Source organism: Mesorhizobium sp. ISC11 (genome assembly GCF_037162595.1).
In the GTDB taxonomy this organism is placed as follows: Bacteria; Pseudomonadota; Alphaproteobacteria; order Rhizobiales; family Rhizobiaceae; genus Mesorhizobium; species Mesorhizobium ciceri.
On the sequence record NZ_JAVSPW010000001.1, the window covers coordinates 950,520 to 977,276 of the forward strand.

At 62.6% G+C, this 26,757-nt stretch carries 30 protein-coding genes and 1 riboswitch; of the genes, 16 read left to right on the forward strand and 14 right to left on the reverse strand.

Translation table 11 applies throughout. The features are described 5' to 3' along the window. Window positions 1-13 precede the first annotated feature (13 nt). The 9 genes from RPF88_RS04795 to RPF88_RS04830 all read right to left on the reverse strand — a co-directional run bounded on the left by RPF88_RS04795 (window position 14) and on the right by RPF88_RS04830 (window position 8,063). Window positions 14-1,630, reverse strand: coding sequence for a terminase large subunit (locus RPF88_RS04795; RefSeq protein ID WP_337121809.1), 1,617 nt, complete (start codon window positions 1,628-1,630; stop codon window positions 14-16). Then, window positions 1,599-2,006, reverse strand: coding sequence for a phage terminase small subunit P27 family (locus tag RPF88_RS04800; RefSeq protein ID WP_337121810.1), 408 nt, complete (start codon window positions 2,004-2,006; stop codon window positions 1,599-1,601). The genes RPF88_RS04795 and RPF88_RS04800 overlap by 32 nt, the downstream gene beginning before the upstream one ends. A gap of 370 nt (window positions 2,007-2,376) precedes the next feature. Next, window positions 2,377-2,982, reverse strand: coding sequence for a head-tail connector protein (locus tag RPF88_RS04805; RefSeq protein WP_337121811.1), 606 nt, complete (start codon window positions 2,980-2,982; stop codon window positions 2,377-2,379). A 367-nt stretch (window positions 2,983-3,349) separates the two neighbouring features. Then, entirely contained in the window at window positions 3,350-3,622 is a 273-nt protein-coding gene (locus RPF88_RS33290; RefSeq protein WP_442921262.1) for a spike base protein, RCAP_Rcc01079 family, read from the reverse strand. Window positions 3,623-3,792: 170 nt separating this feature from the next. Then, window positions 3,793-4,206: a hypothetical protein gene (locus tag RPF88_RS04810; protein ID WP_337121812.1), complete on the reverse strand. Its 414-nt coding sequence runs from the start codon at window positions 4,204-4,206 to the stop codon at window positions 3,793-3,795. A gap of 29 nt (window positions 4,207-4,235) precedes the next feature. Continuing rightward, on the reverse strand, window positions 4,236-5,375 hold the full coding sequence (locus tag RPF88_RS04815) for a phage major capsid protein (protein ID WP_337121813.1): 1,140 nt from the start codon (window positions 5,373-5,375) through the stop codon (window positions 4,236-4,238). Between the two features lie 2 nt (window positions 5,376-5,377). Then, window positions 5,378-5,899, reverse strand: coding sequence for an HK97 family phage prohead protease (locus tag RPF88_RS04820; RefSeq protein WP_337121815.1), 522 nt, complete (start codon window positions 5,897-5,899; stop codon window positions 5,378-5,380). After that, a complete protein-coding gene (locus RPF88_RS04825; protein ID WP_337121816.1) occupies window positions 5,892-7,136 on the reverse strand; it encodes a phage portal protein in 1,245 nt (414 codons plus the stop codon). The genes RPF88_RS04820 and RPF88_RS04825 overlap by 8 nt, the downstream gene beginning before the upstream one ends. A gap of 288 nt (window positions 7,137-7,424) precedes the next feature. Further along, window positions 7,425-8,063 carry a hypothetical protein gene (locus RPF88_RS04830; protein ID WP_337121817.1) on the reverse strand — a complete coding sequence of 213 codons (639 nt, stop codon included), beginning with the start codon at window positions 8,061-8,063 and terminating at the stop codon, window positions 7,425-7,427. A gap of 410 nt (window positions 8,064-8,473) precedes the next feature. On the opposite strand from RPF88_RS04830, the gene mgtE reads away from it, so the two are divergent. Together mgtE and RPF88_RS04840 are read left to right on the forward strand one after the other, a co-directional pair. Next, window positions 8,474-9,892 carry a magnesium transporter gene (gene mgtE / locus RPF88_RS04835; RefSeq protein WP_013531112.1) on the forward strand — a complete coding sequence of 473 codons (1,419 nt, stop codon included), beginning with the start codon at window positions 8,474-8,476 and terminating at the stop codon, window positions 9,890-9,892. A 157-nt stretch (window positions 9,893-10,049) separates the two neighbouring features. Then, window positions 10,050-10,436, forward strand: a complete 387-nt coding sequence (locus RPF88_RS04840) for a MerR family transcriptional regulator (protein ID WP_013531113.1) — start codon at window positions 10,050-10,052, stop codon at window positions 10,434-10,436. An 86-nt stretch (window positions 10,437-10,522) separates the two neighbouring features. Here the strand turns inward: RPF88_RS04840 and RPF88_RS04845 are convergent, their stop codons facing one another. Next, the gene (locus tag RPF88_RS04845; protein WP_024501351.1) at window positions 10,523-10,999 is read right to left on the reverse strand and encodes a methyltransferase family protein; all 477 of its coding nucleotides are present in this window, start codon (window positions 10,997-10,999) and stop codon (window positions 10,523-10,525) included. Then, a complete protein-coding gene (locus RPF88_RS04850; RefSeq protein WP_063168230.1) occupies window positions 10,996-11,994 on the reverse strand; it encodes a heparan-alpha-glucosaminide N-acetyltransferase in 999 nt (332 codons plus the stop codon). Before RPF88_RS04850 ends, RPF88_RS04845 begins: the two co-directional genes overlap by 4 nt. A 222-nt stretch (window positions 11,995-12,216) precedes the next feature. On the opposite strand from RPF88_RS04850, the gene RPF88_RS04855 reads away from it, so the two are divergent. The 5 genes from RPF88_RS04855 (at window position 12,217) to cobO (ending at window position 15,803) form a co-directional block, all read left to right on the forward strand. Then, window positions 12,217-13,416, forward strand: a complete 1,200-nt coding sequence (locus RPF88_RS04855) for an MFS transporter (protein ID WP_337121818.1) — start codon at window positions 12,217-12,219, stop codon at window positions 13,414-13,416. A 56-nt stretch (window positions 13,417-13,472) separates the two neighbouring features. Further along, window positions 13,473-13,677, forward strand: a riboswitch (cobalamin riboswitch). Between the two features lie 36 nt (window positions 13,678-13,713). Beyond that, entirely contained in the window at window positions 13,714-13,893 is a 180-nt protein-coding gene (locus RPF88_RS04860; RefSeq protein WP_013531117.1) for a CbtB domain-containing protein, read from the forward strand. A gap of 15 nt (window positions 13,894-13,908) precedes the next feature. Further along, a complete protein-coding gene (locus RPF88_RS04865) occupies window positions 13,909-14,679 on the forward strand; it encodes a CbtA family protein (RefSeq protein ID WP_024501349.1) in 771 nt (256 codons plus the stop codon). Beyond that, window positions 14,672-15,187: a bifunctional adenosylcobinamide kinase/adenosylcobinamide-phosphate guanylyltransferase gene (cobU, locus tag RPF88_RS04870; RefSeq protein ID WP_337121820.1), complete on the forward strand. Its 516-nt coding sequence runs from the start codon at window positions 14,672-14,674 to the stop codon at window positions 15,185-15,187. Before RPF88_RS04865 ends, cobU begins: the two co-directional genes overlap by 8 nt. 1 nt (window position 15,188) lies before the next feature. After that, the gene (gene cobO, locus RPF88_RS04875; RefSeq protein ID WP_063172410.1) at window positions 15,189-15,803 is read left to right on the forward strand and encodes a cob(I)yrinic acid a,c-diamide adenosyltransferase; all 615 of its coding nucleotides are present in this window, start codon (window positions 15,189-15,191) and stop codon (window positions 15,801-15,803) included. A gap of 36 nt (window positions 15,804-15,839) precedes the next feature. Here the strand turns inward: cobO and cbiB are convergent, their stop codons facing one another. Then, window positions 15,840-16,811 (reverse strand): adenosylcobinamide-phosphate synthase CbiB, encoded by a 972-nt coding sequence (gene cbiB / locus RPF88_RS04880; protein WP_063172409.1) that lies wholly within the window; start codon window positions 16,809-16,811, stop codon window positions 15,840-15,842. Here cbiB and cobD point away from each other — a divergent pair. Both cobD and RPF88_RS04890 read left to right on the forward strand, forming a co-directional pair. Further along, window positions 16,810-17,859: a threonine-phosphate decarboxylase CobD gene (gene cobD / locus RPF88_RS04885; RefSeq protein ID WP_337121821.1), complete on the forward strand. Its 1,050-nt coding sequence runs from the start codon at window positions 16,810-16,812 to the stop codon at window positions 17,857-17,859. The two genes, cbiB and cobD, sit on opposite strands and share 2 nt — an antisense overlap. Further along, window positions 17,856-18,365, forward strand: coding sequence for a tyrosine phosphatase family protein (locus tag RPF88_RS04890; protein WP_337121822.1), 510 nt, complete (start codon window positions 17,856-17,858; stop codon window positions 18,363-18,365). The genes cobD and RPF88_RS04890 overlap by 4 nt, the downstream gene beginning before the upstream one ends. A gap of 103 nt (window positions 18,366-18,468) precedes the next feature. Here RPF88_RS04890 and RPF88_RS04895 read toward each other — a convergent pair whose 3' ends face one another. Together RPF88_RS04895 and RPF88_RS04900 are read right to left on the reverse strand one after the other, a co-directional pair. Further along, on the reverse strand, window positions 18,469-19,272 hold the full coding sequence (locus tag RPF88_RS04895) for a creatininase family protein (protein ID WP_337121824.1): 804 nt from the start codon (window positions 19,270-19,272) through the stop codon (window positions 18,469-18,471). Between the two features lie 54 nt (window positions 19,273-19,326). Then, window positions 19,327-19,710 (reverse strand): RidA family protein, encoded by a 384-nt coding sequence (locus tag RPF88_RS04900; protein WP_337121825.1) that lies wholly within the window; start codon window positions 19,708-19,710, stop codon window positions 19,327-19,329. Window positions 19,711-19,974: 264 nt separating this feature from the next. On the opposite strand from RPF88_RS04900, the gene RPF88_RS04905 reads away from it, so the two are divergent. The 7 genes from RPF88_RS04905 to RPF88_RS04935 all read left to right on the forward strand — a co-directional run bounded on the left by RPF88_RS04905 (window position 19,975) and on the right by RPF88_RS04935 (window position 26,715). Next, on the forward strand, window positions 19,975-20,979 hold the full coding sequence (locus RPF88_RS04905; RefSeq protein WP_063172407.1) for an ABC transporter substrate-binding protein: 1,005 nt from the start codon (window positions 19,975-19,977) through the stop codon (window positions 20,977-20,979). An 11-nt stretch (window positions 20,980-20,990) separates the two neighbouring features. Next, window positions 20,991-21,818: an ABC transporter ATP-binding protein gene (locus tag RPF88_RS04910; protein WP_337121827.1), complete on the forward strand. Its 828-nt coding sequence runs from the start codon at window positions 20,991-20,993 to the stop codon at window positions 21,816-21,818. Then, a complete protein-coding gene (locus tag RPF88_RS04915; RefSeq protein WP_013531128.1) occupies window positions 21,805-22,656 on the forward strand; it encodes an ABC transporter permease in 852 nt (283 codons plus the stop codon). The genes RPF88_RS04910 and RPF88_RS04915 overlap by 14 nt, the downstream gene beginning before the upstream one ends. A gap of 195 nt (window positions 22,657-22,851) precedes the next feature. Next, window positions 22,852-24,144 carry a cytosine deaminase gene (locus RPF88_RS04920; protein WP_337121829.1) on the forward strand — a complete coding sequence of 431 codons (1,293 nt, stop codon included), beginning with the start codon at window positions 22,852-22,854 and terminating at the stop codon, window positions 24,142-24,144. Next, window positions 24,144-25,547, forward strand: a complete 1,404-nt coding sequence (locus tag RPF88_RS04925) for an FAD-binding oxidoreductase (RefSeq protein ID WP_127369199.1) — start codon at window positions 24,144-24,146, stop codon at window positions 25,545-25,547. The genes RPF88_RS04920 and RPF88_RS04925 overlap by 1 nt, the downstream gene beginning before the upstream one ends. Further along, window positions 25,547-26,128, forward strand: coding sequence for an NAD(P)H-dependent oxidoreductase (locus tag RPF88_RS04930; protein ID WP_224621741.1), 582 nt, complete (start codon window positions 25,547-25,549; stop codon window positions 26,126-26,128). Before RPF88_RS04925 ends, RPF88_RS04930 begins: the two co-directional genes overlap by 1 nt. Continuing rightward, entirely contained in the window at window positions 26,128-26,715 is a 588-nt protein-coding gene (locus tag RPF88_RS04935; RefSeq protein WP_024501339.1) for an NAD(P)H-dependent oxidoreductase, read from the forward strand. Before RPF88_RS04930 ends, RPF88_RS04935 begins: the two co-directional genes overlap by 1 nt. Window positions 26,716-26,757 lie beyond the last annotated feature (42 nt).

The following is a 26,757-nucleotide window of genomic DNA, read 5'->3' on the forward strand; positions in this document are numbered from 1 at the left end:
TCTGGCCGCGCGATCAGGCGCCCCCGAGAAACATGAGCTTGCCGTCACCACGGCCGGTGATTTGCTCCAGCGTCAACGGTCCGGTCGATTCACCGACTGAGGCGCGGCCAACAGCCATTGCGGCGGCAACCGCTCCGTCAATGCGGTCCCGGCTCTTGCCCTTGTGCATCGACTTGTTGCCGGCTTTATCGACCTCGACAGAGACATTCTCAAAGCACCAGCGAAGGACGGGATTGCCGCCGTGGCGAAAGCGGCGGGCGATGACAGCGCGCTCAAGCTCTTTGATAGCCGGCGCCATCGTGACCCAGCCCTGACGCATGGTGACGACGGGAAAGCCGTCCTCCAGCAATGGCGACATCACGGCTTGCGCGTAGGCCGGATCGAATGCGATCTCCTGCACGTTGAACATTTCGCGCAGCACGCGAAGGTGAGCTTCTATCGCTCGGTAGTCGGTCACGTTCCCCGGCGTCGGCACGATGTGCCCTTGCTCAGCCCACAGCTGATAGGGAACCTTATCTTTCTCGGATTTGTCGCGAAGGCCGTCTTCTGCGCAAAAGAACAGTGCGGCGACGTCGTATCCTTCGTCATCATCGGGCCAGGCCACAACAACGGCGGCAAGATCGTGGATCAGGCCAAGGTCGACCGCGACCCAACAAGGCTTCTCTTTCAGAGCCTCCAGATTGACGGGCGCCGCGCCTTCGTCATACACGCCCATGTCGACAAACGGCGACAGTGAGCGGTCAAGCCAGAAGTTCATGTTGTATTGCTTGAAGTCGTCTTGCTCTGTTGGCTTCTCCTGCGCCTCGAGCGCGGCCTGGCGAAGCTCCTCGAGCACGGGGAAGCCTTCGGACAGTCCCGGGTTGACGCGATGCCACAGCGCCTCATCTTGCCAGTCTGCGCCGTCTTCCGGCTCGAATATGATCGGGAGGTAACCGGGGTTGACGATCTCTCCCAAGGCGATCCGGCGGGCGTAGGAGTATTCCTCCCAAGCGAGACCGGATTGCCCGCGCCCGGCCGTGGTTGTTATGCAGAGAAGCGCGCCCGGTGATTTCACCATGCCGGTTTTCAGCGCCCGCCAAAGCTTCCTGTTTTTCAGGATATGCAATTCATCGAGGAACACAGCCGCCGGCGTAGTGCCGTGGGCAAGATCGCCCTCACCAGACAGCACGCGAAGGTGAGACTTTGCGACCGGATGTTCCAGGTAGTCGCCGCGCACTTTCACAAGGTCATTAAGCGCCGGCGTGGCCCGAACCATTCCGGTTGCCTCTGCAAATGCGAGATCCGCTTGGTCCTGTGATCCGGCACCAAGGAACACTTGGCCCGACGGCACTTTCTCGTGACCCACCGAATGAAGCAGCCCGAGCCCGCCGCCAATTGTTGTAGTCTTGCGAGCGCCGCGCGGGATCATGCAAAAGACGGTACGCACGATGCGCCGACCGTCCGGATGCCGAGGGCCATAGATGCGCCTGATTATGCGTTCCCAGAACTTCGGAAGCACAAACCGGCGATCGGGCGCGGTCGATTGCGGATGACGCAAGGCGCCGAAGAAACGCACGGCCCTGTCACCATAGCCAAGCGGATCATCGATCGGGGAGTCATCAAAGACCCAAGTCGGCAGCGTCGTTACCACGACTCTCCTCCTTGCCTGAAAGGCCTTTGCGGGAGCGTGACGACGGGGTTATGCCGAGCTCGATTGCGTACCGGCGTGCGATCTCCAGATATTGAGTCTGCATTCGGACGGCGGGATTGGACTTCGGTCCGGCCGGCGTGTCGATCAACAACCCGTGCTTTGCGATCGACTTGTCAGCTTCGCGCGCCTGAGCGCTTGCCATGCAGTAATGCGCCAATGTCGTAAGGGCTGTATCATTGAGGATCTGGCGCTTCACCAGGTCCGGCGCCACTCGGTTCCATTCTTCGGCCGCCGGTTCCGACAGATGGTCAGGTGCGCGGGGCACGCCGGACAAGCCGCCTTCGATCGGTCTCAGTTCTGGTTTTCTGCCCTTCACAGCGTGCAAGCCCTCGCAAGGGATGCCGACGCAACGGCCATCGGACCGGAGGCATTCTCAGGCCGAACAAATGACGTGTGGGCATGTCGGATCGGGTCGGACGAGGCATGACTGCAGCACGCCGCCACGGCCCGCCGTCCCATCTCGGAAGCTTCGTCCAGTGTCCGACCCCAACACAGGACATTGACCAGCGTTTCGCGGCGCCCTTCGATAAATCGGAGTTGCGGGCGTCCGATAGTGAGGAAGGGCCAGCGTGCGGGATCGGGAATGTTTTCCTCAAACCAGATCCGAACGCCCGCCATCTCGCGAAGCGCTGGATTGTCTTCTAGGAGGGTGAGCATCAAATTCCGGGTGCTGTCGCCAAGGGAGCTCACGAGCCAAACCCCCAAAGCCGATAGGGCGCGATCAGATCGTCAAACCCGTATGGCGTCACCTCAACAGACAATGCGGTCCGCTCATCAACGATCGTGGTCTCTCTGTTTTCGAACAGGTGACCGACATGGAGCAGGATCGCCGCGCGCAACGGCTCAGGAACGCTGTCTTCGTCATCCCCATATCCGGCGGTGAAAGACACAGTGACAGACTCGGGAAAATCCCTCGTGGCCGGCCACGTCTTCCCATAGGCCGGAACGATACGGGCCCGCTTCGATCCTGCGATGCCAAGAACAGCGTAGTTGTTGGTTGCCAGGGTTTGCTCTTCGCCGGCGGCATCGAGGTACGTGATCTCCTCAACCGACTGCAAAGGAGGCAGCGGAACGACGATTTCAGCGGGGAAGTAATCCAGCGTCATCGTCCATTCTTGGGTGACCAGGGCTCGGCCAAGCATCCCGCTTTCGCCGTCCAGTTTCGCCGTCACGGCCGCTATAAGGCGGTTGATCATCGCGTCGTGCACGGTGGTGACTTTGATGCCGAGTTGCGCCTTTGCCTCAGCGAGTGAGACCGGGAGTCCCTCCGGTGGGGTGACAAGCGTCAGCATTGGTCCGCCCTCATTTGCCGGCGCTCTTCGGATTGAATGGTTGAATTGTGGTGATGATCACAGGCCGACTCCCAGTTGGACCGGGACCAAAACAGGCGCATGTCGCCCCTGTGCGGAGTGCGGTGGTTGACGACCGTCGCCTTGACCCGTCGACCGGCCGCCAGACAGCGCTCACACATCGGATGCCTACCAAGATGCTCCAGCCGTGCAGCCTGCCATTTGCCGCCGTACCCGCGCTCGGCTGCGCTTGGCCGTTTTGCGTCATACTTGGCCTTGCGCTCTGCGTCGGACTTGGCTCTGCAAGCGCAGCGGACTCCGGACGGGACCGGGCGGCCGCATTGGCATATCGACGGAGCACGCGTCGGCATCAGTCTTCCAACGTGTACACGGTCGACGTCGTGCCAGTGGCCATGACGCGCCGAACCTGGAACGGCACGAGGAAACCCGCGTGGACAGCAACGAATGGAACAGGCGCATTATTGGCGTTCTGGACTGGAACAACGCTGATGTTGCCTGCGGTGGTGCACACCACAGTCTTTGCAACGACGGGAAGGTCTTCGCTATCCGATGGACTGACAAGACGTGAGGTACGGCCAAACGACAGTGGGCCTGGAATGTTGTCTTCATACGGGTCTTGCATGATCTAGCCTTTCTGGAATTGGCGGACAGCCACGCGCCGTGACCGTCCGCCTAAAGTTTGCGACCTTGCGGACCTTGACCCCTACAATGCACGCACAAGGACTAGGCCCCGGGGAGGTCTGCTGCCGTTTGCGGCCCGATCGCGGGGCCTCTGAGGAGTGAGGCCTCGTCCTATTCGGTTGGCCGCTTGCTTGCGTGGCCAAGAATGACGTCAATGCCGATGAAGGCGCCCGTCCCAGGTGAACCTGTCACGGTGGACTTCGGGCGGACGTACTGGCGATCGCCGATGTAGCCGATCAGAACGTTTTCGTTCACGAAGGTCGGGCCGCTTGGCGAGTCGCCGTTGTCTTGGATGACGGGCGCCGTGCCAACGAGGTCACCAGCGGCAACCGCGTCGAAGTTCGAGTTGTCGTCGCTGTCCTCGAAAGAGACCGTGTGAACGCCATCGGTCCAAGCGCCAACATGAATGGCGAAGGTCAGCGACTCGAAGCCAGCGCGGTCGATCGCCGCCCCGGTTGCCGTTACGGTTCGCAATGCCGGTGCCAGCGATTGCCGGGAGGCGAGAGAGTTTTTCAGTTCACGCATTTTCGTTGTTCCTTGTTCCTTGGCGCCGCTTACGACGTGGCCATCTTGAGCTTGCGGAAGCGAGCGGCCTGGGTCACAGCACCGCCGACGCGGCGACGGGCATGGAAGCGGACGAGGCCGCTCTTTGCCTGTGTGAACGGGTCGCGAAGCACGCTGAGACCGACGCGGTCATAGATCCGATACCCGCCGGCAAAGTCGCCGTAGAGGATCGGGAACGCGTTGGCGGCGATGTCGGGCATGTCGACCGCTTCGACCACAGGGCGGCCAAGAATGGTCTCCGGTTCACCCGCCTGAAACGAAGGTTGCCAAAGGTAGTTGTTTTGGCCGTCCTTCAGCTTGCGGATCGTCGCCAGCGTTGTGCCGTTCATCATCCAGGCGCCGCGCGATCGGTACGCTTTCGGCAAAGCGTAAAGCAGGGTGATCAGGGGATCGGCGGCGAGGATCGTTGCATGCCCGTTCGCCGTATAGGCGATATCCGCATTCTGCATGACGCCTTCAGGCTGCTTCACTCCGGTGCCATTGACGAAAGAGATGCCTTCCTTTTGGCCAAAGTCTTCGGAGAAGGCCATGTTTAGTTCGGACTCGATATTGACCGCCGAATCCTCGAGCAACTTGTTGCTGACATCGGTGAAGGTTCTCATTTCGTGAACGAAGATCTCCTGTTGACCGAACGCCGGCTCAGACTCTTCCGAGTCCTCCGTTTCGCCTTCCCACAAGGCGGTTGTGATCGCTGTGCGCTTCGGGAAAATGACTGAGCCGCGGGCAGTTGTGCCGACGCGTGCCGCCTCACGAATTGGCGAGTATTGAACAAGCTCGCGTTGCATTTCGGTCTGGAATTCCGGGGGGGCTAGGAAGCCGCCGGCCGTGTCGTCGCCGACGCGAAGTGCGCGGATCTCGTCGGCGCTCAGCGCCTCGCGGCCGCTGCGAACGTAGCCCACGAACGCGCGCCGTTCGACCGTCGGCTCTTCGGTCCGTTCCTGAGTGCCAGGCCGCGCCGCTCGTGTCTCGATCTCGTCCAGACGTGCCGTCAGTTCGTCAATGCCGGTCATGCGGTCATCGAACGCCGTGCGCATTTCCGCGACTGCCTGTGTCGCCGCTTCGATCGGATCCGGATCGGCGCGCGTTTCCAGCGGCACGGCGGACCGGATTTCAATTCGGGAATGTTTCATGTTTATTTTCCTTCTGCGAAAGCGCGGGTGGCCGCATGCACTGCGGTGATAAATGCGGCCGCCGCGCTGTCTCGGCCGTGTCGGATTGAAGTCACTCGCGCGCCCGGAATACTCGGCAGCGCAACCAGACTGATTTCATGCAAAATGGCTTGGGTTATGTGGCGGACTCCGCCGGCCTTCCTCTCGTCTTTGATCGTCTCAAAGCCGATGGAGATTCCTGAAACGTCGCCTGCGATAAGCATGCTGCGGATTTCGCGGGCGCGCCCGACTTCCATATTCAGGCGGCCGATCGTTCGCAGCCCGGTGTCATCGGTGGCGAAGTCAGTCCATTGCCCGATTACTTCGTCCTGTCGGTGTGACCACAGCATTGGGATCTTGCGACCGGCCAGGCCAGTGAAGGCGCGGCGATCGAAGCTCGTGCCGTAGCTGTCCAATTGATTGAAAGGGACGGCTATGCCCTCAAGCGTTCCGTCATCGGCCGGCTTGCTGAGTCTCAGTTCGAGGACGTCGAGATTCTCACGCATTTGTTGCGGGCTCCTCAGTTATGGTTGCCGGAGCGGGCGCACCTTGGGGGAGATTGAGTTTGTCGCCGCCGTCTGTAGCCGCCAGGTTTTCAGCGGCGCGGGCTTCGTTCGGGAGCAAGAAGGGGCCGCCGACGGCGCGGGCATACGCTTCGAAGCGAGCCTTTAGATCGGCCTTAACCAGCGCCTTTGTTTCGAATTCAACGTAGTGGTCACGGCGCTCTTGTTCGGTGAGCATCGATCGGCTGATTGCACCCTTCCAAGCCGTGATCCACGGATTGAGGACGAAGGCGAGAAACTGACTGCCGAGCGTTTCCGAGTTGGTGAATGTGGCACCCTCAAGCATGCCAAGCAGCGTCGGCGGAACGCCGAAGAACCGGCCAATCTCGGTCGCCTGATACTTTCTGTTTTCAAGGTATTGCGAGTCGGTCGACTTAAAATCGATCGGCGTATAGGTGACGTCGTGACCGAGAGGGACGACGCCGCCTCGCTTGCCGCCGTCGGTCTCTTCATTCCAGGCGTCGGCGATTTCTTTCGCGACACCGGGACCGAGTGAGGTCTTGAAGCTCAAGATGCCCGACGGCCGTCCGCCATTTTTGAAGAACCGGGCGCCATGGCTTTCCAGAATGAGGGAAAGAGCGATTGCCTCTCGTGCCAGTTTCGCCGGCGCTTCGCCGCCAAGTGCAGCTACGTCGAGGACGTCGCGCCAAGATAGAATGTCGGTGCCGCCGCCCTTTCTTGGAGTTTGGTAATGCGGCTCCCCGGTTGCCTCATCGGGCTTGATGGTTGCGCCGCAAAGCGGCTGCAGTTCGCGAATTTCCTTGCGGACGCGAATGATCTTGGCCAGGCCGCGACCCTCTAGGAGGGCGGCCAACGTCACTTCGCGGCGGAACTGAGGGCCCGGAGTCCAAGGGTTTGCAAAACTGCCCAAAAGAGTTTCGATCGGATGATCGCGGACACGATCACGGGAATCATCTTTGCCCCGACGGTAAACGTGAATGGGCAGTTCACCCGCGAGTTCACAAATCAACCGGATGGAAGCGAAGGAGGGAGAGCACTTCAGCGGCGTTCGCGTTCCGACTTGGATACCCGCTGCCGTTGGCTGGGCTCCGAAGAGCGCAAGCAGTTCATCGGATGGATGGGAGAGTGACCGGGCGCCTTCCGGGCCGATAATAAAAACGTGCGTCTCGGGCTCGATCGCCCGAACGTCTTCCGCCTTTGATTTTCCAAACCATCGCATGCCCGAGATTTGGGAAAACGCGCCTGATTTGGATAGCAGGCTGGAGGGGGCTCAAAAGGGCTGAAAGGTGCTATCGAGGGGTGGCGTCGGAAAGCCAGGCCACAAGATCAGACTTCAGAGCGCAGATACGACCGGCCTTCCGGCGCACTGGCGCCGATCGATCTTCGCAAAGCGTTTCGACAAAATCGGGAGAGCAATCCAGAAATCGAGCAATGCTCTTCGCTCCCCAAAGGACATCGCCCTTCAGGGTCTCGGGGATTGCATTGACGGCCGCCACGGCTGCGCCCCTCATTGGTGGAACGCCCGCGCAAAGGCGCGGACCGTCGCGAGGTCAATCGACCTCTCGCTGACAATCGCCGTCATCCTCAGAGACTTCGGCTGTATCGCCTCGATAGCGGCTAGGTCGCTGAGGTAGTCGCCGTCGTCTTCGTACTCTGGCGAGCGAGCAAACCGCCCCTCAAATGCGGCCCAAGGTTTTCGGTCTTTGTCAGCTTGCCACCAGTTTGCCGCAAGGCCGATGCGAACCGTTGGAAGCGGAACGCTAAGGCGGATCTCGCAATTCCCTAGACCTTGATCCTTGTCGGCCCGGCCGGCCATGAAGTCCGCTACCAGCGCGGCGAACCAGTCCAGCAAGGTACCGGAGGCAAGCGCACGGCATTCGGTCCAATGGGAGGGAACGCCATCCATTCTGCCCGGCATGTCGTGAATCGCGCTCGTCACAGCCACCGCTTCGTCAAGGTAGTCAGCCGACAGTCTGGCGAGGAGAAACGCCGCGATCTCCCGGGGCTCGAGTTGGTCGTAGGACCGGCCAGGCCGCTTCCGAGAAACCAGTCCGATAGCGGCCAAGCGTGTGTAGAGCTTTTGGTCGAACTGAGCGACATTCGGGAACAGCCGAGCGGCTTCCTCTTTTAGAATTTTGATGCTCATTCGCGTCGACCCATTTAAATCCGTCGAAGATTTATATAGGTCTCGCGGATTCGACCGTCAAGCGCAGACACAAGGAGTTGCGATCGACGGCCCTTCGCGGCACAAGATCAGGTGCGGGCGCGGCTACGGGTTTCTGCAATAGAATCAACGGACGATGTGCGGGCTATTTCTCTGCTAAGTCCTTTGCCCGCCTCAAAGTGCGACAATTCTCGACCGCACCATTCTCTTCCCATAATCCGATTTGTGCCGGTCTCGCCCGCTGCGGGCCGGACGCATTTCGTTGATATTCCCGCACTTTACGCCACTTTCTTTTTGAGCGTCGGATTCTCCAAAACCGGTTTCCCCTTTTGGGTCCGATGCTCTAGACCTGATTTGCACCTTTTCCGGGATTCTTGTGGCGGGAGGCGCTGGTGGAAGGCGAGCACGAACGGACGACCGGCGCCGGGGCCGCCGAGGACAACCACGCCGACATCTATGGCGAGGACGGCGCCGTGCTTTCGTCCTTCCTGGCGCGGATCGGCGCGGCGATCGCCGACCGCGACACGCTGACCCTCAAGCATGAAGTCGACGACCTGCACCAGTCGGAGCTCGGCGATCTGCTCGAGGCGCTGCATCCCGAACAGCGCCGCGCGCTGGTCGAACTCCTGGGCGCCGATTTCGACTTTTCCTCGCTGACGGAGGTCGACGAGGCGATCCGTATGGAGATCGTCGACAATCTGCCCAATGCGCAGATCGCGCAGGCGGTGCAGGAGCTCGATTCCGACGACGCCGTCTACATTCTCGAGGATCTCGACCAGGAAGACCAGGACGAGATCCTGTCGCAACTGCCGTTCACCGAGCGGATCAGGCTGCGCCGCTCGCTCGATTATCCCGAAGAGACGGCCGGCCGCCGCATGCAGACCGAGTTCGTCGCGGTTCCGCCGTTCTGGACGATCGGCCAGACCATCGACTACATGCGCGAGGACAACAATCTTCCCGAGCGCTTCAGCCAGATCTTCGTCATCGATCCGAGCTTCAAGCTGCTCGGCGCCATCGACCTCGACCAGATCCTGCGCACCAAGCGTTCGGTCAAGGTCGAGGAGGTGATGCACGAGACGCGGCACGCCATTCCGGCCACCATGGACCAGGAAGAGGCGGCGCGGGAATTCGAGCAGTACGATCTTTTGTCGGCCGCGGTCGTCGACGAGAACGAACGTCTGGTTGGCGTTCTGACCATCGACGATGTCGTCGACGTCATCCAGCAGGAGGCCGAGGAAGATCTGATGCGCATGGGCGGCGTCGGCGACGAAGAGCTTTCCGACAGCATCTTTTCGACCTCGCGCTCACGCGTTCCGTGGCTGCTGATCAACCTTCTGACCGCGTTCCTGGCGGCGTCGGTGATCAGCCTGTTCGACCGCACGATCGAACACATCGTGGCACTGGCGGTGCTGATGCCGATCGTCGCGGGCATGGGCGGCAATGCCGGCTCGCAAACCATGACCGTCACCGTGCGGGCGTTGGCGACCAGGGATCTCGACATCTACAATGCCGGCCGCATCATTCGCCGCGAGATGGGTGTCGGCTTCATCAACGGCATCGTCTTCGCCATCCTGATCGGCATCGTCGCGGCAGCCTGGTTCCGTGATCCCAATCTGGGCGGGATCATCGCGGCGGCGATGATCATCAACATGTTCGTGGCCGCCCTGGCCGGCATCCTGATCCCGCTGCTGCTCGATCGTTTCAAGGTCGATCCGGCGGTCGCTTCGGCGGTCTTCGTCACCACGGTTACCGACGTCGTCGGTTTCTTTGCATTTCTCGGCATTGCCACGTGGTGGTTCGGCGTGCCCTGAAGGCATGCCTTTTGGCTCAATTGACTTTTACGTAAATGCCGTGCGAGGCTCGCGCGGGGCGCCATGTCGATTCCGGCATGGCATGGGTTTTGGTTCGGGACAGAAGGGTGACGCCGCCATGGCGATCGCCCCGGTGTTTCGGCGTGTGGGAGTGGCAATGCGAGAATATTATTCGATCACCGAGTTGACCCGCGAGTTCGACGTGTCGACGCGGACGCTGCGCTTTTACGAGGACGAAGGGCTGGTGCAGCCGGTGCGGCGCGGCCGCACGCGGCTGTTTCGCCCCTCCGACCGGCAGCTCATTCGCCAGATCATGCGCGGCAAAAGGCTTGGCTTCTCGATCAACGAGATTCGCGAAATCATCCAGATGTACAAGGAGCCGCCCGGCGAAGTCGGCCAGCTCAACCTGATGATCAAGCGCATCGAGGAAAAGCGCGAGGATCTCCGGCAGAAACGCCGCGACCTCGAGGAGACGCTGGCTGAACTCGACCAGGCCGAGGAGTCTTGTGTGGAGCGGCTGGTGGAGCTTGGCGTGAATACGTAGGCAGAGAGTTTGAGGGACAGCGCCCCCCTCTCTCCTGCCGGACATCTCCCCCACGAGGGGGGGAGATTGGCCGCTTGAAAGCCAGCTCAAATCCAGCGGCGCACGCGTTTGGCGTAGTCGCGGTATTTCTTGCCGAATTTTGCTGCCAGCACCTTTTCCTCGCCTTCGATCGCCACCTTCTGCGTGGCATAGGCGGCGATGAACGCCAGTGGCAGGAACCACACGATGCCCGAGACAAAGGCGACGCCGATCAACAGCAGCGTGTTGGCCAGATACATCGGATTGCGGGTGACGCCGAAGGGACCCGTGGTGACCAGGTGATCGGGTACAGCGTTGGGGTTGAGCGTGGTCTTGGCCCGGATCATGGTGCGGATCGCGGTGAACCAGAGTGCGGCGACGGCAAACAGCGCCACCCAGCCGGCCGCGAACAGGATATCGCCCAGCAGGTCGCCGATCCAGGGCAGGGGATAGAGCAGGCCCAGTGCGATGCTGACGGCGATGGCGGCGATGTAGATCAGCGGCGGCCACGGTATGAGCCCCGGCTTCGGTTGGTTCTCGGTCATTCGGCCCCTCCCTCCATCAACTTGCTGTCGGTCTTGGCGGTGCACATGCCGGCGAGATCGGACAAATGCGCTTTCCACTCCGCAGTCTGATCGTTGTTGTAGAGCCTATCAAGCGTGGACTCGCCCTCGAGCGTATCGAGCATGCAGACACAGTAGCTCGTACAGAACTCGGTGTCGCGCGACTGCTCGCAGGACAGCTGGCAGGTTTTGAGGAAATTCACCTGCGGGGTTTCGACCTGCGCCGGCATGATCTGCGAGAACAGCCAGACGCAGCCGATCAGCAGCGGCTGGTGGATCAAATAGAAAGCCAGGCTGTGCCGGCCGATGAAGACCAGCGGGTTGGCCAAGCGACCGGGCGCCAGATTGGCAAGCCTGGCAAGCAGGCCGGCACCTGCCGCGAGTTTCGTCACCGCGATGCCCGCAAGTACGGCGCCGAACCACGGAAACAGCGGAACGTAGTCGTTGGAGCGCGGATTGGTCGCCGACAGGCCGACCCACCACAGCCATGGGTGATCGAAGGCCTCGAAGCGCAGATAGACGGGGGCGGCGATAACGAGCGCGGCGACGACAAGCGTCAGCAGCGCCGGCAGGCGCAGGAAGGCGAGACCGAGCAGGCTGGCCAGCGCGATCTCGTGCAAGATGCCGAAGAAGATGAAGCCGTCCGGAGTGGCTATGCGGGTGACGACCGAAATCGCGATCGCGGCTCCGGCGACCATGGCGAACCGCTTCCAGAAGCCGTTCCAGCGGATTTGTCGGCCGTGGGCGAGATACAGGCTGACGCCGACCAGGAACAGGAAGGTCGAGGCGATGCAGCGCGCGTAAATCTTCCACCAGCCGAAGGCGGTCAGGCCGGGATCGGTGTAGCCGAAGAACTCCAGATCCCAGGTGAAATGGTAGCTTGCCATGGCGATCAGCGCGATGCCGCGCACGATGTCGATGGCGACGATGCGCTTTGGTCGATCCTGAACGGGCGCGGTCGGCGTTTGGATGCTCATGGTCTCGCATTCTGATTCAGCCCCGCTGGAGGACTATCACGGTTGCCCAGGACAAAAGAAGACCGGCAACCCTGCCGATAACGCCGGATCAGCCGCGGCATTGGGCCAGTGCCGGAAAGCCTTTGGCCGGCTTCGCTTTTGCCGGATGCACGTCGGTTTTCTCTTATTGGCGCTGAGGTCGCCACGGCAGATTTGACCCGGTGAATCTGCTTCGGGGAAGCAATGTCCACCCATGTGCGCCATCCGATCTGGCTACCGGCCCTCAAGGCCGCGGACGCGCGCACCTTCGCTTCGCTCTATGCGGTCGAATCCTTCGCCCGCGCCACGGTGTCGAGCGTCATCCCGATCCAGGCTTACGAGATCCTGCACAACGAGCAGATCGTCTCGATCCTCTACACCGTCGTGGCGATGCTCGGCCTGTCGGTGACATTGTTCATGCCGATGCTGATCCGCCGTTTCGCCCGGCGCTGGGTCTACACGGCGGGCGCCTGCCTGCTGGCCATCGGCTCGCTGTTCTTCGTCACCGACACGCTTGCCGGGCAACTGGCCGGCATGCTGTGCCGGGTGATGGGAGCCAGCGCGCTGTCGATCACGCTCAACCTCTACATCATGGACCACATCCGCAAGACCGACTTCATGCAGGCCGAATCGCTGCGCATGGCGTGGTCGATGCTGGCCTGGACCGGTGGGCCGACGCTCGGCATCTTCCTCTACACGCGCTTCGGCGTCTATGCCGCGCATGGCGCGGTGGCCGTGTTCGCGTTAGCGCTGCTGGCATTGTTCTGGACCTACCGGCTCGGCGACAACCCGTCGATCCGTCCCGGCAAGACGCGACCAGCCAATCCGCTCGCCAATATCGGCCGCTTCATCGCCCAGCCCAGGCTCAGGCTGGCCTGGCTGATCGCGTTTGGGCGCTCCTGTTTCTGGACGACGTTCTTCGTCTATGGGCCGCTGTTCATGGTCATTACGGGTGAGGGCAAGCTGGCCGGCGGCCTGCTGGTTTCGGCCGGCAACGCGCTTTTGTTCATGGCGATTTTCTGGGGCAAGGCGGGAAAGCGCTTTGGCGGCCGCAGGACCATGACATTTGCCTATTTCGCCATGTCGGTCGCGCTTCTGGAGGCGGGCTTCGTCGGCGAAACCGTGCCGCTGCTCACCGGCGCCTTCTTGCTCTGCGGCGCCTTCTTCACCATTGCGCTCGATGCGCTCGGCTCGACCGCCTTCATGCGCTCGGTGCGCTCCTATGAAAGATCGCAGATGGCGGCGGTCTATCGCACCTATCTCGACTTTTCCGAGCTGACGCCGCCGCTGGTCTATTCGGTGGTGCTGGCCTTCTTCGGCCTGGGCTCGGTGTTCGTCACGCTTGGCCTGCTGGCGGCGGTCTGCGGCTTCGTGACGTGGCGCTATCTGCCGAAATCGCTTTGACCTTCATGGCGCATTCGCAACGGTCGCCGGCGGAATTTGGTTTGCCGGACGCGAGGATTCTGCCTATAGTCGCCGGTGTCGCCGGTTCCATTTTGGAGCCAAGAGGGAATGCGGTAAGGGCGGATTTCGCCCAATGCCGTGGCTGCCCCCGCAACTGTGTGCGGTAGTCCTCTCCATATGCCACTGAAGATTTTTCTTCGGGAAGGTGGGGAAGGACGCTGATCCGTGAGCCAGGAGACCTGCCGGCGACAGGAAACTGACTTCGATGCCCTCGGGTGGAGGGCGAAAGGACAAGACATGACTACCGCTTCCGTCTCCCTCGGCGCTTCCGTCTCCTCGCAGTCGCGCTTCATGCAGCTCGCGCTTGCCGCGCTGCTCGGCATTTTCGTGATGGGCTTTGTCGGCTTCTCGCATATCGATGCGGTCCACAATGCGGCTCACGACTATCGCCATTCGATGGCATTTCCCTGCCACTGACGAGGGGCTGACATCATGAACCTGTTTCGCAACGTCGTGTTCATCGCGGCGATCGCAGGGCTCGTGGCCGGCGTCGTTCTTGCCTGCATGCAGGCCTATGCGACCGTGCCGCTGATCCTGAAGGCGGAAGTCTACGAACAGGCGGGCGGCGGGCATCACCATGACCATGCCGCTCCGGCAGCAGCGAATAGCAATGCCATGAGCGCAGCCGCTCCGGCCCCTGCCGAAGCGACTGCTGCGGCGGAAGACGAGGGCTGGGCGCCGGCAGACGGTTTCGAGCGTTTCGCCTTCAGCGTGCTTGCCAACATCGTCACCGGCATCGGCTTCGGGTTGATCCTGGTCGCGGTTTCCGAATTCGCCGGCGGCATCGGTGGTTGGCGCCAGGGCGTGTTCTGGGGCCTGGCCGGCTTTGCCGTGTTCACGCTGGCACCGGGCCTCGGCCTGCCGCCGGAACTGCCGGCCATGCCGGCCGCCGATCTCACCCAGCGCCAGATCTGGTGGTGGGCAACGGTGGCGGCAACCGCTGCCGGTCTCGGCCTGATCGCGTTCCGCAAGTCGCTGCCGCTGGCGATCCTTGCCGTCCTTTTGATCGTCGCACCGCATGTTGTCGGGGCACCGCAGCCCGACAGTTACGAGACGGCGATTCCGGAAGGGCTGCATCACCAGTTCGTGGTGGCGGTGACCGTGACCAATCTGGTGTTCTGGCTGGTGCTCGGCGCGGTTGTCGGCGTGGTGCGCGGCCGCTTCACCGGCACCGCGACCAGCCTGCGCGACAGCTTTGCCTGATCGCAAGACACTGACCTTCCTCATCGGCGGTGCGCGCTCCGGCAAGAGCGCGCACGCCGAAATTTTGGCGACCGCCTTGCCGCCGCCCTGGACCTATATCGCCACGGCGCAAGCCTATGATGACGAGATGCGTGAGCGCATCGCGTTGCACCGGTCGCGGCGCGGCGAAGGCTGGACGACCATCGACGCACCGCTCGATCTCGCGGGCGCGCTTGCCGCCTTGCCGGACGATCGGCCGGTGCTTGTCGACTGCCTGACGCTGTGGCTGACCAACCATATGCTGGCCGAACACGATCTGGACCTTGAATGCCGGCGATTGGCGGAGGTGTTGTCGCGGCCGCGCGGCCCCTGGTTCGTGGTGTCCAATGAAGTCGGACAAGGCATCGTGCCGGACAATGCACTGGCGCGCCGGTTTCGCGATGCCGCCGGCCGGCTCAACCAGCAGGTCGCGGCGATTGCCGATACGGTGCTGCTGATGGTGGCGGGGCTGCCGCTCAAGGTGAAATGATATGACCGATATCGACAATAAGGATGAAGAGCGCCACCGCGCCAAGATGGCCAAGCGCAAGGCGGTGCAGGATGCCGAGGTGGCGAGCAAGACGGTCGAGAAGGGATTGCTGATCGTCAACACCGGCCCGGGCAAAGGCAAGACCACGGCCGCCTTCGGGCTGGCGCTGCGGATGCTCGGCTACGGCAAGCGCGTCGGTGTCGTCCAGTTCATCAAGGGCAAGTGGCACACCGGCGAGAAGGACGCCTTCGCCGCCTTCGGCGACCGTGTCGTGTGGCACGCGATGGGCGAGGGGTTCACCTGGGAAACCCAGGATCTGAAGCGCGACATCGCTGCCGCCGAAGCCGCCTGGGCCAAGGTGCTCGAACTGATGGCCGATCCGTCGATCAGCCTGCTGGTGCTCGACGAATTGAACATTGCGCTGCGCTACGACTATCTCGATCTCGACAGAGTGGTTGGCGCGCTAAAAGCGCGGCGCGAGGGCCTGCATGTCGTTGTCACCGGCCGCAACGCCAAGCCGGCGCTGGTCGAGGCCGCAGACCTCGTCACCGAAATGGGCGTGACCAAGCATCATTTTTCCGCCGGCGTGAAAGCGCAGCAGGGGATCGAGTTCTGAGTGTTCCTCAACCTCCCCAGACGGGGGAGGGTGAGGTTAGGTCACAACGATGACAACGACCGAAACCAACCCGAACAGAGCGATCAGCAGATAGTCGGCGACGCGATAGAGTTTCAGCGCCTGCCTGATGTCGAGGCTGTCGGCTTCACGCCGCCCACCTTCGCCCATGAAGACGTCGTCGACCAGCACGCCGCCATAGAAGCGCGGGCCGGCGAGCGCCAGGCCGAGCGCACCGGCCATCGCCGCTTCCGGCCAGCCGGCATTGGGCGAGCGGTGTTTTTTCGCGTCGCGCCGCACCGCATGCCAGGCTTTTTTCGCATCAGCGCCTTTGACGAAGAACGCCGCCAGCACGATCAGAAGCGCCGTCAGCCGCGACGCCGGCAGGTTGATCCAGTCGTCGAACCGCGCCGCCGCCCAGCCGAACGCCTCGTGGCGCGGGGTGCGGTGGCCGATCATCGAATCGGCGGTGTTGGCGGCCTTGTAGGCGGCGCCGCCGGCCAGGCCGCCGACGCCGGTCCAGAAGGCAGGGGCGACGATGCCGTCGGAAAAATTCTCGGCCAGGCTCTCGATCGCCGCGCGGCAGACACCGGCCCGGTCGAGCGTTTCAGGGTCGCGACCGACGATCCGCGAAACGGCAAGGCGGGCCAAGGCGAGGCCGCCGGTGTCGAGGGCGTCAGCCACCGCCTCGACATGCTCATAGAGGCTCTTCTGCGACAGCAGCGACGTTGCCAGAAGGGCCGTGATGACCAAGCCCATGGGAACGAACCAGAACAGGATCTGTACGCCCAGGCCGACTATCGCCGGCACCAGCACGATGACCAGCAGCGCCTGGACACCGCGCTTGCGACGCAGCGCGTCGGGATCAGTGGCGCGGTTGAGCCTGCGGTCGAGAAAGGATATCAGCCTGCCGAACCACGTCACCGGATGGCCGATGGCGCGAAACAGCCAGTCGGGGTAACCGAGGGCGAATTCGACGACCAATGACAGGAAAGCGATCAGGACTGACATGAAGCTTCTTAATGGGGCGGTTGTGGACCATGGTGGAAGTCTTGGCCGCGCGAGGGTGCTTTTCCCCAACGCCCTGCTGCCTTTCGTCGACCTCTCGACCGGTATCAATCCGCACTCCTACCCGCTTTTCGACCTGCCCGCCACCTCGCTGTCGCGGTTGCCGGAAGCCGCGCGCACACGCGACCTGACAGAGATCGCGGCCAGCACCTACGGCGCGCCGTCGCCAGCCAACGTCGTGGGGGCGCCGGGCACGCAGATCCTGTTGCCGCGCGTTGCGTCGCTCATTTCGCCCGGCAAGGCGCTGGTGCTGGGTCCGACCTACGCCGAACATGCCCGCGCTGCCGCGATCGCCGGGCATCAGGTGACCGAGGTCGATAATTTCGAAGCGTTGGCGGACGCCGACCTCGTCATCATCGTCAATCCGAACAATCCGGATGGACGTGTCATAGAGCGCGACCGGTTGCTGGCTCTGGCCGCCGGATTGCGCGCCAAGGGCGGACTGCTGGTCGTCGACGAGGCGTTCATGGATGTCGGCCCGCGTCAGCACAGCCTCGCGGGCGATGTCGGTCAGGGCGGCCTCGTCGTGCTGCGCTCGTTCGGCAAGTTCTTTGGCCTGGCCGGGCTGCGGCTCGGCTTTGCACTTTCCGATACTGCGACGGTCGACCGGCTGGATACGCAGTTCGGACCATGGGCCGTCGCCGGCCCGGCGCTGGAATATGGCGTCCGCGCGCTTGCCGACATCGGGTGGCAGGACGTGATGCGGGCGTCGTTGGCCGGTGAATCGGCGCGTCTCGATGCGCTTTTCGGCCGCTTCGGCGTTCCTGTTGCGGGCGGAACCACACTGTATCGTTTCCTCAGTCTGACCAATGCCGCCGATTTGTTTGCAGCGCTCGGCGAGCGCGGCATCCTGCTTCGCCATTTTGCCGACCGGCCTGACGTTCTGCGCACCGGCCTGCCGGGCAGTGAGGAGGAATGGCAGCGGCTCGAATCCGCACTTGCCGAATGGGCGTCGCGGCGCAAGCATCAATCGAAGGGTTCCAAACAATGATCCATGTCTGCTCGCTGGCAAAGATCGAGGAAACGGTGGCCAGGACCGGCGCCGACCGCATGCTTTCGCTGCTCGCCGCCGGAACGGAGGTGGTGCGGCCGGCCTCGATCTCGAGGGAAAACCACCTGCATCTGGTCATGCACGACATCGCGGTGGCGCAGGACGGCATGACCATGCCGGGCGAAGATCATGTCCGCAATCTGCTCGATTTCGCGCGCCGGTGGGACCGGGCAAGGCCGATGCTCGTGCATTGCTATGCCGGCATCAGCCGCTCGACGGCTTCGGCCTATATCATCGCGGCAGCACTGGCGCCGAAGCGTGACGAGGCCGAATTGGCGCGGACGCTGCGGGCGCTGTCGCCTTCGGCAACGCCCAATCCGCGACTGATCGCCGTGGCCGATGCGTTGCTTGAGCGCAACGGCCGCATGGTCGAGGCGATCGAATCGATCGGGCGCGGCACGGACGCCTTTGAAGGCACGCCCTTTGCGCTGAGGATCGACAGCTAGCTTTGCCCCCATATCGTTGTTCGTCTGATCCGCCTCCTCCATCGCCTCGTTTGTTCAAGAGGATCTGGAATAGCGATGACAGCGCTTGCCACTGGTTTGGAGGCTACGTCAACCACTCCGCGAGCTTCGCCTTGCGCACATCTTGCAGCAGGCTGATGAAGCCGTCGGCCTGATATTCTGCCGTCAGCCGGCCCTTCTCCGCCGTCGCGATGCTGGCGTCGCCGACGACGCCGTTCGGGTTGAGATCGCTGGCGATCCAGGCGAAGGCGTGGGTGCCGGTGTGGCGCAGCAGCGAAAATTCCTTTTCGGCCTTGGCGACATTGGAAACGAAATTGTCTGATTTGCCCATGTCCACGAGGTCCGGCCGGAAATGCAGCATCAGCGAGGTCTCGACATCGCCGCCATGGATGCCGTGACGGTCCTCCAGTTCGGTATACATGCCGGCCGGACGGCCAAAACGCTGCCAGCTGGTCTTCACCGCCAGCATCTTTTCGCGCACGCGCAATTCGCGCGTGACGATGCCCATGATCTCCTCGTTGCCGCCATGCGAATTGACCACGATCAGCTTGCGCACACCGGCGCGCGCGATCGACAGGCCAAGCTCGGTCCAGGCTTCGATCAGCGTGGTTGCCGGCAGAGTGAGGGTGCCGGGCGCATGCAGGTGTTCGTTGGACTTGCCCACGGCCTGCACCGGCAGGATGCGGATGTCGAGATCGTCGGGCAGGCGCGAAATGACCGTGTCGAGCATGCCGTTCATGATCGACATGTCGGTCGAAACAGGCAGATGCGGCCCATGCTGCTCGATCGCCGCCACTGGCAGCACGGCGATGGTCGCCTCGGGATCGATCGAGGCGTATTCGGTGGTCCGGTAGTCGCCCCACCACACGCGTCTTTTGGGTACGGTCATGTCATGCCTCTTCAATGGTCAGGCAGACCTAGCGCGGGACGGGCGGCCTGTCGATCACCCCGCCGCGATGGCCTCGATTTCGACCTTGAATTCGGGCCGGGCAAAGCCGGAAACGATCATCAATGTCGACGCTGGCGCGGGGCTCGAAAACAGCCGGTCGCGGACGTCCATATAGGGCCGCAGATGCGCGCGGTCGGTGACATAGGCGTTGATGCGCACGATATCCCTGAGACCCAGGCCGGCTTCGCTGAGAATCGCCGCGATGTTTTGAAAGCAGAGTTCGGCCTGCGCTCCGGCGTCTTCGGGAATCAGGTCGTCGGCGGTGATGGCGACCTGGCCCGAGCACAGCACAAGCCGCTTGCCGGCCGGCACCTCGACGCCGTGACTATAGCGGGCAAAGGGCGGCTTGATGGACTTCGGGGTGAGGAATTTGAACATGGCAATCTCCTGGATGCCGCCACCTAAAGCCGGACTCATTACACCTTCAAGATGGCGGTGCATGTTGCCCGGGCGATTGTGGACAGCCGTTCAAAAAATAGGCACGATGCCTTCCGTACAGCATGACCCGTTCGCGCTTGGCATGGCAACGTCTTTCAAGCGGGCGGTCCCGGCGCCAGACGCCGGTGGCATGTGTCTTGCTTCTTGAATCTTTGGTGTCGAGCCTGGCGCGTGGCGCGCCGGAGCAAACAGAGGGTGGTGTCGATGTACGGAAAACAGAAGATCTCGGTGGCGGTTGTGGCCCTGCTTACAGCCAGCACGCTGGGTGCGGCTGCGAATGAGAAAGTCACCTTCGGCACCAACTGGTTGGCCGAGCCGGAACATGGCGGATATTACCAGTCCGTGGCGGACGGCACCTACGCCGCCTGCGGCCTCGACGTCACCATCATGCAGGGCGGTCCGCAAGTCAGCGGCCGGCCGATGCTGCTGGCCGGCAAGATCGATTTCTACATGGGCGGCAATCTGCTGTCGGCCTTCGATGCGGTCCAGCAAGGCATACCGATGCGCGTGGTGGCGGCGGATTTCCAGAAGGACCCGCAGGTCATCATGTCCCACCCCGGCGAGGGGCTCGACAAATGGGAGGACCTGAAGAACGCCGACCAGTACATATTGGGCGACGAGGGCGTGCAGACCTTCTTCCAGTGGATGGTCATCGAACTCGGCTTCGACGCCTCCAAACGCGCGCCCTACACCTACAACACCGCTCCCTTCCTCGCCAACAAGAAGTCGATCCAGCAGGGCTATGTCACCTCAGAGCCGTTCGCGGTCCAGAAGGAAGGCGGCTTCGTGCCGAACCAGTTCCTGCTCGCCGACTATGGCTGGGACACTTATTCGACGACGATCGAGGTGATGCAGGACACGATCGACAAGAAGCCGGAGGTGGTCCAGTGCTTCGTCGATGGCTCGGCCAAGGGCTGGTACAAATATCTCTACGGCGACAACAAAGCCGCCAACGACATGATCAAGAAAGACAATCCCGACATGAGCGACGAGCAGATCGCGTTCTCGATCGAGCAGATGAAGAAGTTCGGCCTGGCCGATTCCGGCGACACCGAAAAGCTCGGCATCGGCGCCATGACCGACGCGCGGATCAAGAGTTTCTACGACAAGATGGTCAAGGCCAAGGTCACGCCAGCCGGCATCGACATCAAGAAGGCCTACACGCTGACCTTCATCAACAAAGGCGTCGGGCTCGAGCTGAAGAAATAGGCCGCCCCGGAATGATAAGGGAAAAAGTGGCGCAAGCGCCGGCTGCGTCGGGTGCGGCCCCGACGCTCCTGGCGCTGAAGGGCGTCGGCAAGGTGTTCTCCAACGGCGTGACGGCGCTCAGCGACGTCGACCTGACCATCCGGGAAGGCGATTTCGTCAGCCTGCTCGGGCCGTCGGGTTGCGGCAAGTCGACGGCGCTGCGGCTGATCGCCGGCCTGTCGACGCCAACTTCCGGCGTGCTCGATTGGCGCGGTGGCGGCTCGCTCGACCGCTCGAACATCGGCTTCGTCTTCCAGGAGCCGACGCTGCTGCCCTGGGCCAATGTTTTCGACAATGTCTGGCTACCGCTTCGGCTGAAAGGCATTTCGCGCGCCAAGGCGACAGCGGCGATAACGGAGATGTTGGCGCGGGTTCACCTGACCGGCTTCGAAAACGCGGTGCCGCGCGAACTGTCAGGCGGCATGAAGATGCGCGTATCCATAGCGCGCGCCATGGTGACAAAACCGCGCGTACTGCTGATGGACGAACCGTTCGCGGCACTCGACGAGATCACCCGCTTCAAGCTCAACAACGATCTCCTGGAACTGTGGCAGGACGAACGGTTCACCGTCGTCTTCGTCACCCACAGTGTCTTCGAAAGCGTGTTCCTGTCCAACCGCGTCGTCGTCATGGCGGCGCGGCCGGGCAGGGTGTTCGACGAACTCGCCATCGAGGCCTCCTATCCGCGCGACGAGGCGTTTCGCACCTCGCCAGACTATGCGGCACTGTGCCGTCAGGCCTCCGACGTGCTGGTCAAGGCCATCAACTCAACAGCAGGCGCGCATTATGACGGCCATTGACGAGCGGATGCTCCAACTCGATCCCGAGGAAGCACGCCGCGTGCGCCAGGCGCGGTTCGAACGGATCGGCCGCTGGGTGCTGCCGCTGGCGATCATGATCCTGGCGATCTGGCTGTGGGATCGCATCTGCGTGTGGAACGAGATCCCGCAATACATCCTGCCGCGTCCCGGCGTGGTGCTGTGGACGCTCTACAACGATGCCGGCCTGCTGTTTTCCTCGCTGCTGGTCACCTTGCGCATCACCTTTCTCAGCTTGGCTCTGGCGGTCATAGGCGGGGTCGGGCTGGCGGTGCTGTTCGCGCAGTCGAAATGGGTCGAGATGTCGTTCTTCCCCTTCGCCATCGTGCTGCAGGTGACGCCGATCGTGGCGATCTTTCCGCTGATCAACATCTATGTGAACGACCAGACGACCAAGCTTCTGCTGTGCGCCTGGATCGTCGCCTTCTTTCCGATCCTGTCCAACACCACGCTCGGCCTCAACTCCGTCGACCGCAATCTGCGCGACATGTTCAAGCTCAACGGCGCGACGCGATGGCAGCAATTGCGCTATCTCAGGCTGCCGGCGGCGATGCCCTATTTCCTCGGCGGGTTGAAGATCGCCGGCGGCCTGTCGCTGATCGGCGCCGTGGTGGCCGAGTTCGTTGCCGGTACCACCGGCCAGTCGTCCGGCCTTGCCTCGCGCATCATCGAGGCCGGCTACCGGCTCAACGCGCCGCGGCTGTTCGCGGCGCTGTTCCTGATCTCGCTGACCGGCATTTTGATCTTCCTCGTGCTGTCGCTGATATCGCATCTCATCTTGCGGCGCTGGCATGAAAGCGCGCTGAAGCAGGAGCGCTAGGGTGTGTGACGTGATTGATATGTTGGTGCGAGGCGCCCCCCTCTGTCCTGCCGGACATCTCCCCCTCAAGTGGGGAGATTGGCCGCTGTCACGATCTTCGCCGATCTCCAACATTGAAAAAAATGAGCCGGCACCAACGCTGCCAATCTCCCCCCTTGAGCGGGAGATGCCCGGCAGGGCAGAGGGGGGCAACGCTTGATACCAACCTCCGGCTCTTACCATCTCGCCAATGTTCGCCTTCATCGCTCACTGACGCCACGCCTTTCCGCGCCCTTCGATGCTGACGGCTTCGGGCTTGCCGACATCGCTGTGGCCGACGGGAAGATTTCCAGCATCACCGCGCATGGCCGATCCGCTGATGCGGTCGACCTGGGCGGCCGTATAATCCTGCCGTGCTTCGTCGACTGCCACACGCATATCGACAAGGGCCATATCTGGCCGCGAAAGCCCAATCCCGACGGCACGTTCATGGGCGCGCTGAATGCCGCCGGTGCCGATCGTGTGGCACGCTGGAGCGCCGAGGATTTGGCGCGGCGGATGGATTTCTCGCTGCGCTGCGCCTACGCCCATGGCACAAGGGCGCTGCGCACCCACATCGACAGCGTCGCGCCGCAGGAGGAAATCTCCTGGCCGGTGTTCGAGGCGATGCGCGAGGAATGGCGCGGCCGCATCGAGTTGCAGGGCGCCTGCCTGCTCGGCATCGAAGGCGTGCGCGACAAAAAGTGGTTCGACAGGCTGGCAAAGAGGGTTGCCGCGGCAAAGGGCGTGCTCGGTGTCGTCACCTATATGGCGCCGGACCTCGAAGAGCTGCTCGACCACGTCTTCGCGCAGGCCATCAAGCATGGCCTCGATCTCGATTTCCATGCCGACGAGACCAACGACATTTCCGCCATATCGCTGAAGAAGATCGCCGAGGCCGTTCTGTGGAACGGTTTCGAAGGAAAGATCCTCGTCGGCCATTGCTGCTCGCTGGCGCGCCAGCCGGATCTCGACGTGCTCGACACGCTGGACAAGGTGGCGAAAGCGGGGCTCGCCGTCGTCTCGCTGCCGATGTGCAATCTCTATCTGCAGGACCGGCGCGCCGACGGCACCACGCCACGCTGGCGTGGCGTGACGCTGCTGCACGAGATGAAGGCGAGGGGCATTCCGGTGGCGGTTGCTTCCGACAACACGCGTGATCCCTTCTATGCCTATGGCGATCTCGACATGCTGGAGGTCTACCGCATGGCGACGCGCATCCTGCATTTCGATCATCCGGTCGCCGACTGGCCGCAAGCGGTCACCGCGACGCCGGCCAAGGTGATGCGGCTCGACGGCTTCGGCACGCTGGCTGCCGGCGGTGATGCTGATTTCATCGTGTTCAAAGGCCGAAGCTGGACGGAATTGCTGTCGCGGTCCGAATCGGATCGCATCGTGGTGCGCGGCGGCAAGGCGATCGACCGCCAATTGCCAGATTATGCCGAACTCGACGAACTGATGGTGGAATGATGGATGTTTCGGCGCTCAAACGCGATCTCGAAGGCCTGAAGGTCGACGACAATCCGGCCATCGTCCAGCAGAAGAGCCGTGACTTCTACTGGTACAGCCCGGTGCTGAAGCAGCAGCTCGACCATGTCACCGGCGACCTGATCGTGACGCCGAAGAACGAGGCCGAACTGATCCGCGTGCTTGCCGCCTGTCATCGTCATGGCGTGCCGGTGACACCGCGCGGCAGCGGCACCGGTAATTACGGCCAGGCGATGCCGCTCTCCGGCGGCGTCGTGCTCAACCTTGCCGAGATGAACGAGATCAAGTCGATCGCTCCGGGTCGCGTCGTGACCGGGCCGGGGGCGATCCTGGCCGATATCGACAAGGCAACGCGGGCGCATTCCGGGCAGGAACTGCGGCTATCGCCCTCCACCTACAACACAGCCTCGATTGGCGGCTTCATCGCCGGCGGTTCGGGCGGCGTCGGCTCGATCAATTTCGGCGGGTTGCGCGATTTCGGCAACGTGCTTCGGCTGCGCGTGGTGACCATGGAGGCCGAGCCGAAAGCGCTCGAGCTCACCGGCGCGGATCTGCACAAGGTGACCCATGCCTACGGCACCAACGGCATCATATCGGAAGTCGAGATGCCGCTGACCGCGGCTTATGACTGGATCGACGTCATTGTCGGCTTCGACGCTTTCATGGATGCGGCCCGCTATGGCAATGCGCTGGCGTGTCAGGACGGCATCCTGACCAAGCTGATCACACCGATCGCCGCACCCGTGCCGCAGCTCTATTTCAAGCGGCACCAGAAATTCCTGAGCGACGGGCAGAGCATTTGCCTCGTCATGGTGGCGCAGCATGGGCTGGACGCTTTTCTTGCCTTCACCCGGCGTGCCGGCGGCGAGGTGATCTACAATGCGGCCACGGCGACGCCGGATGAGAAAAAAGGCCTGCCGCCGGCCTATGAATTGGCTTGGAACCACACCACGCTGAGGGCGCTGCGCGTCGACCCTTCGATCACCTATCTGCAGTCGCTCTATCCCTTTCCCAACCAGCTGGCGCTTGTCGAGAAGATGGATGCGATGTTTCCGGGCGAGGTTTTCTCGCATCTGGAATTCGTGCGGCTGGACGGCAACATTACCTGCTTCGGCCTGCCGCTGGTCAAGTTCACGACCGAGGCGCGGCTCGACGAGATCGTGCGCCTGCATGAAGCGAACGGTTGCCCGATCTTCAACCCGCATCGCTACACGCTGGAAGAGGGCGGCATGAAGCAGACCGACGCGGTGCAACTCGCCTTCAAGCGCGAGACCGATCCGCAAGGGCTCCTCAACCCCGGCAAGATGATCGCCTGGGAAAACCCGGACTACGACTACCGTTCCGGGCGGACTTTTTTGTTCAAGGGGCTGCAGAAGGTAGGATGATGAACATCCTCGTCCTCTACGCCCATCCGGTCGAGACCAGCTTCAATGCCGGCCTGCACCGGATGATCGTCGAGCGCCTGACGGCGGCGGGCCATACGGTCGACGACTGCGATCTCTATGCCGAGGGTTTCGATCCGCGACTGACGCGCCAGGAGCGGCTGGACTACCACAACCCACGTGGCCCCGCCGACGCTGTCGCGCCTTATGTCGAGCGCCTGCTGCGCGCCGATGCGCTGGTGCTTTCCTATCCCGTCTGGAACTATGGCTTTCCAGCGATCCTGAAAGGCTTTTTCGATCGCGTGTTCTTGCCCGGCGTGTCGTTCAAATTGGTCGACGGCAAGGCGCAGCCGTCGCTGCACAACATTCGCAAGGTTGCGGCGGTGACCACCTATGGCGGCAGCCGGTTCCGCGCCCTGCTGATGGGCGATCCGCCGCGCAGGCTGATCAAGCGGATGCTGCGCGCCACCGTCAAACCGGGCGCGCCGGTGACCTACCTCGCGCACTACGCGATGAACCTGTCTACCGACGGCTCGCGCAAGGCTTTCACGACCAAGGTCGCGGCCAGCATGGATGCCTTCTGATGCGCGCGCTGGTGGTCTACTGCCATCCGGTACCCGAGAGCTTTTGCGCCGCCATCCGCGACACTGCCATCGACGTGCTGATGCGACGAGGCTGGGAGGTGCGGCTGCTCGACCTCTATGCGGAGAAATTCGACCCGGTGATGGGCTGCGACGAGCGGCGCTCCTACAATGACCAGGCGCCGCAGGACCCGGCACTGAAGCCGCATTTCGAACTGCTCAACTGGGCCGAAGCGATCCTGTTCGTCTATCCGACCTGGTGGTACGGACTGCCGGCGATGCTGAAGGGCTGGCTCGACCGGGTGTGGGCGACGGACGTCGCCTTCAAGCTGCCGGCCGGCAAGGGACGGATCAAGTCGCTGATGACGCATGTAACCAAGGTCGGCGTCATCACCACCTGCGGCGCGCCGACCTGGTGGAGCGTCGTCGTCGGCCAGCCGGGACGCAAGACCCTGCTGCGCGGCATGCGGGCGCTGTGCGCGACGCGCTGCCGGACGTTTTTCCTGGCGCACTATTTGATGGATGCCTCGACGCCGGCGACAAGGGCGGCGTTTCTGGCGAAGGTGCGAGGGAAGCTGGAAAGGTTTTGAGAGGGCGACTTTCCCTTCCTTCCCCCACAAAGGGGGAGGCGA

What these genes read in the sequence shown, in the direction of transcription:
- RPF88_RS04805 (WP_337121811.1), bottom strand. Translation starts at nt 2,982, where the DNA reads ATGCTGACGCTTGTCACCCCACCGGAGGGACTCCCGGTCTCACTCGCT.
- RPF88_RS33290 (WP_442921262.1), bottom strand. Translation starts at nt 3,622, where the DNA reads ATGCAAGACCCGTATGAAGACAACATTCCAGGCCCACTGTCGTTTGGC.
- RPF88_RS04810 (WP_337121812.1), bottom strand. Translation starts at nt 4,206, where the DNA reads ATGCGTGAACTGAAAAACTCTCTCGCCTCCCGGCAATCGCTGGCACCG.
- RPF88_RS04815 (WP_337121813.1), bottom strand. Translation starts at nt 5,375, where the DNA reads ATGAAACATTCCCGAATTGAAATCCGGTCCGCCGTGCCGCTGGAAACG.
- RPF88_RS04820 (WP_337121815.1), bottom strand. Translation starts at nt 5,899, where the DNA reads ATGCGTGAGAATCTCGACGTCCTCGAACTGAGACTCAGCAAGCCGGCC.
- RPF88_RS04825 (WP_337121816.1), bottom strand. Translation starts at nt 7,136, where the DNA reads ATGCGATGGTTTGGAAAATCAAAGGCGGAAGACGTTCGGGCGATCGAG.
- RPF88_RS04830 (WP_337121817.1), bottom strand. Translation starts at nt 8,063, where the DNA reads ATGAGCATCAAAATTCTAAAAGAGGAAGCCGCTCGGCTGTTCCCGAAT.
- RPF88_RS04840 (WP_013531113.1), top strand. Translation starts at nt 10,050, where the DNA reads ATGCGAGAATATTATTCGATCACCGAGTTGACCCGCGAGTTCGACGTG.
- RPF88_RS04845 (WP_024501351.1), bottom strand. Translation starts at nt 10,999, where the DNA reads ATGACCGAGAACCAACCGAAGCCGGGGCTCATACCGTGGCCGCCGCTG.
- RPF88_RS04850 (WP_063168230.1), bottom strand. Translation starts at nt 11,994, where the DNA reads ATGAGCATCCAAACGCCGACCGCGCCCGTTCAGGATCGACCAAAGCGC.
- RPF88_RS04855 (WP_337121818.1), top strand. Translation starts at nt 12,217, where the DNA reads ATGTCCACCCATGTGCGCCATCCGATCTGGCTACCGGCCCTCAAGGCC.
- RPF88_RS04860 (WP_013531117.1), top strand. Translation starts at nt 13,714, where the DNA reads ATGACTACCGCTTCCGTCTCCCTCGGCGCTTCCGTCTCCTCGCAGTCG.
- RPF88_RS04865 (WP_024501349.1), top strand. Translation starts at nt 13,909, where the DNA reads ATGAACCTGTTTCGCAACGTCGTGTTCATCGCGGCGATCGCAGGGCTC.
- cobO (WP_063172410.1), top strand. Translation starts at nt 15,189, where the DNA reads ATGACCGATATCGACAATAAGGATGAAGAGCGCCACCGCGCCAAGATG.
- cobD (WP_337121821.1), top strand. Translation starts at nt 16,810, where the DNA reads ATGAAGCTTCTTAATGGGGCGGTTGTGGACCATGGTGGAAGTCTTGGC.
- cbiB (WP_063172409.1), bottom strand. Translation starts at nt 16,811, where the DNA reads ATGTCAGTCCTGATCGCTTTCCTGTCATTGGTCGTCGAATTCGCCCTC.
- RPF88_RS04890 (WP_337121822.1), top strand. Translation starts at nt 17,856, where the DNA reads ATGATCCATGTCTGCTCGCTGGCAAAGATCGAGGAAACGGTGGCCAGG.
- RPF88_RS04895 (WP_337121824.1), bottom strand. Translation starts at nt 19,272, where the DNA reads ATGACCGTACCCAAAAGACGCGTGTGGTGGGGCGACTACCGGACCACC.
- RPF88_RS04900 (WP_337121825.1), bottom strand. Translation starts at nt 19,710, where the DNA reads ATGTTCAAATTCCTCACCCCGAAGTCCATCAAGCCGCCCTTTGCCCGC.
- RPF88_RS04905 (WP_063172407.1), top strand. Translation starts at nt 19,975, where the DNA reads ATGTACGGAAAACAGAAGATCTCGGTGGCGGTTGTGGCCCTGCTTACA.
- RPF88_RS04910 (WP_337121827.1), top strand. Translation starts at nt 20,991, where the DNA reads ATGATAAGGGAAAAAGTGGCGCAAGCGCCGGCTGCGTCGGGTGCGGCC.
- RPF88_RS04915 (WP_013531128.1), top strand. Translation starts at nt 21,805, where the DNA reads ATGACGGCCATTGACGAGCGGATGCTCCAACTCGATCCCGAGGAAGCA.
- RPF88_RS04925 (WP_127369199.1), top strand. Translation starts at nt 24,144, where the DNA reads ATGGATGTTTCGGCGCTCAAACGCGATCTCGAAGGCCTGAAGGTCGAC.
- RPF88_RS04930 (WP_224621741.1), top strand. Translation starts at nt 25,547, where the DNA reads ATGAACATCCTCGTCCTCTACGCCCATCCGGTCGAGACCAGCTTCAAT.
- RPF88_RS04935 (WP_024501339.1), top strand. Translation starts at nt 26,128, where the DNA reads ATGCGCGCGCTGGTGGTCTACTGCCATCCGGTACCCGAGAGCTTTTGC.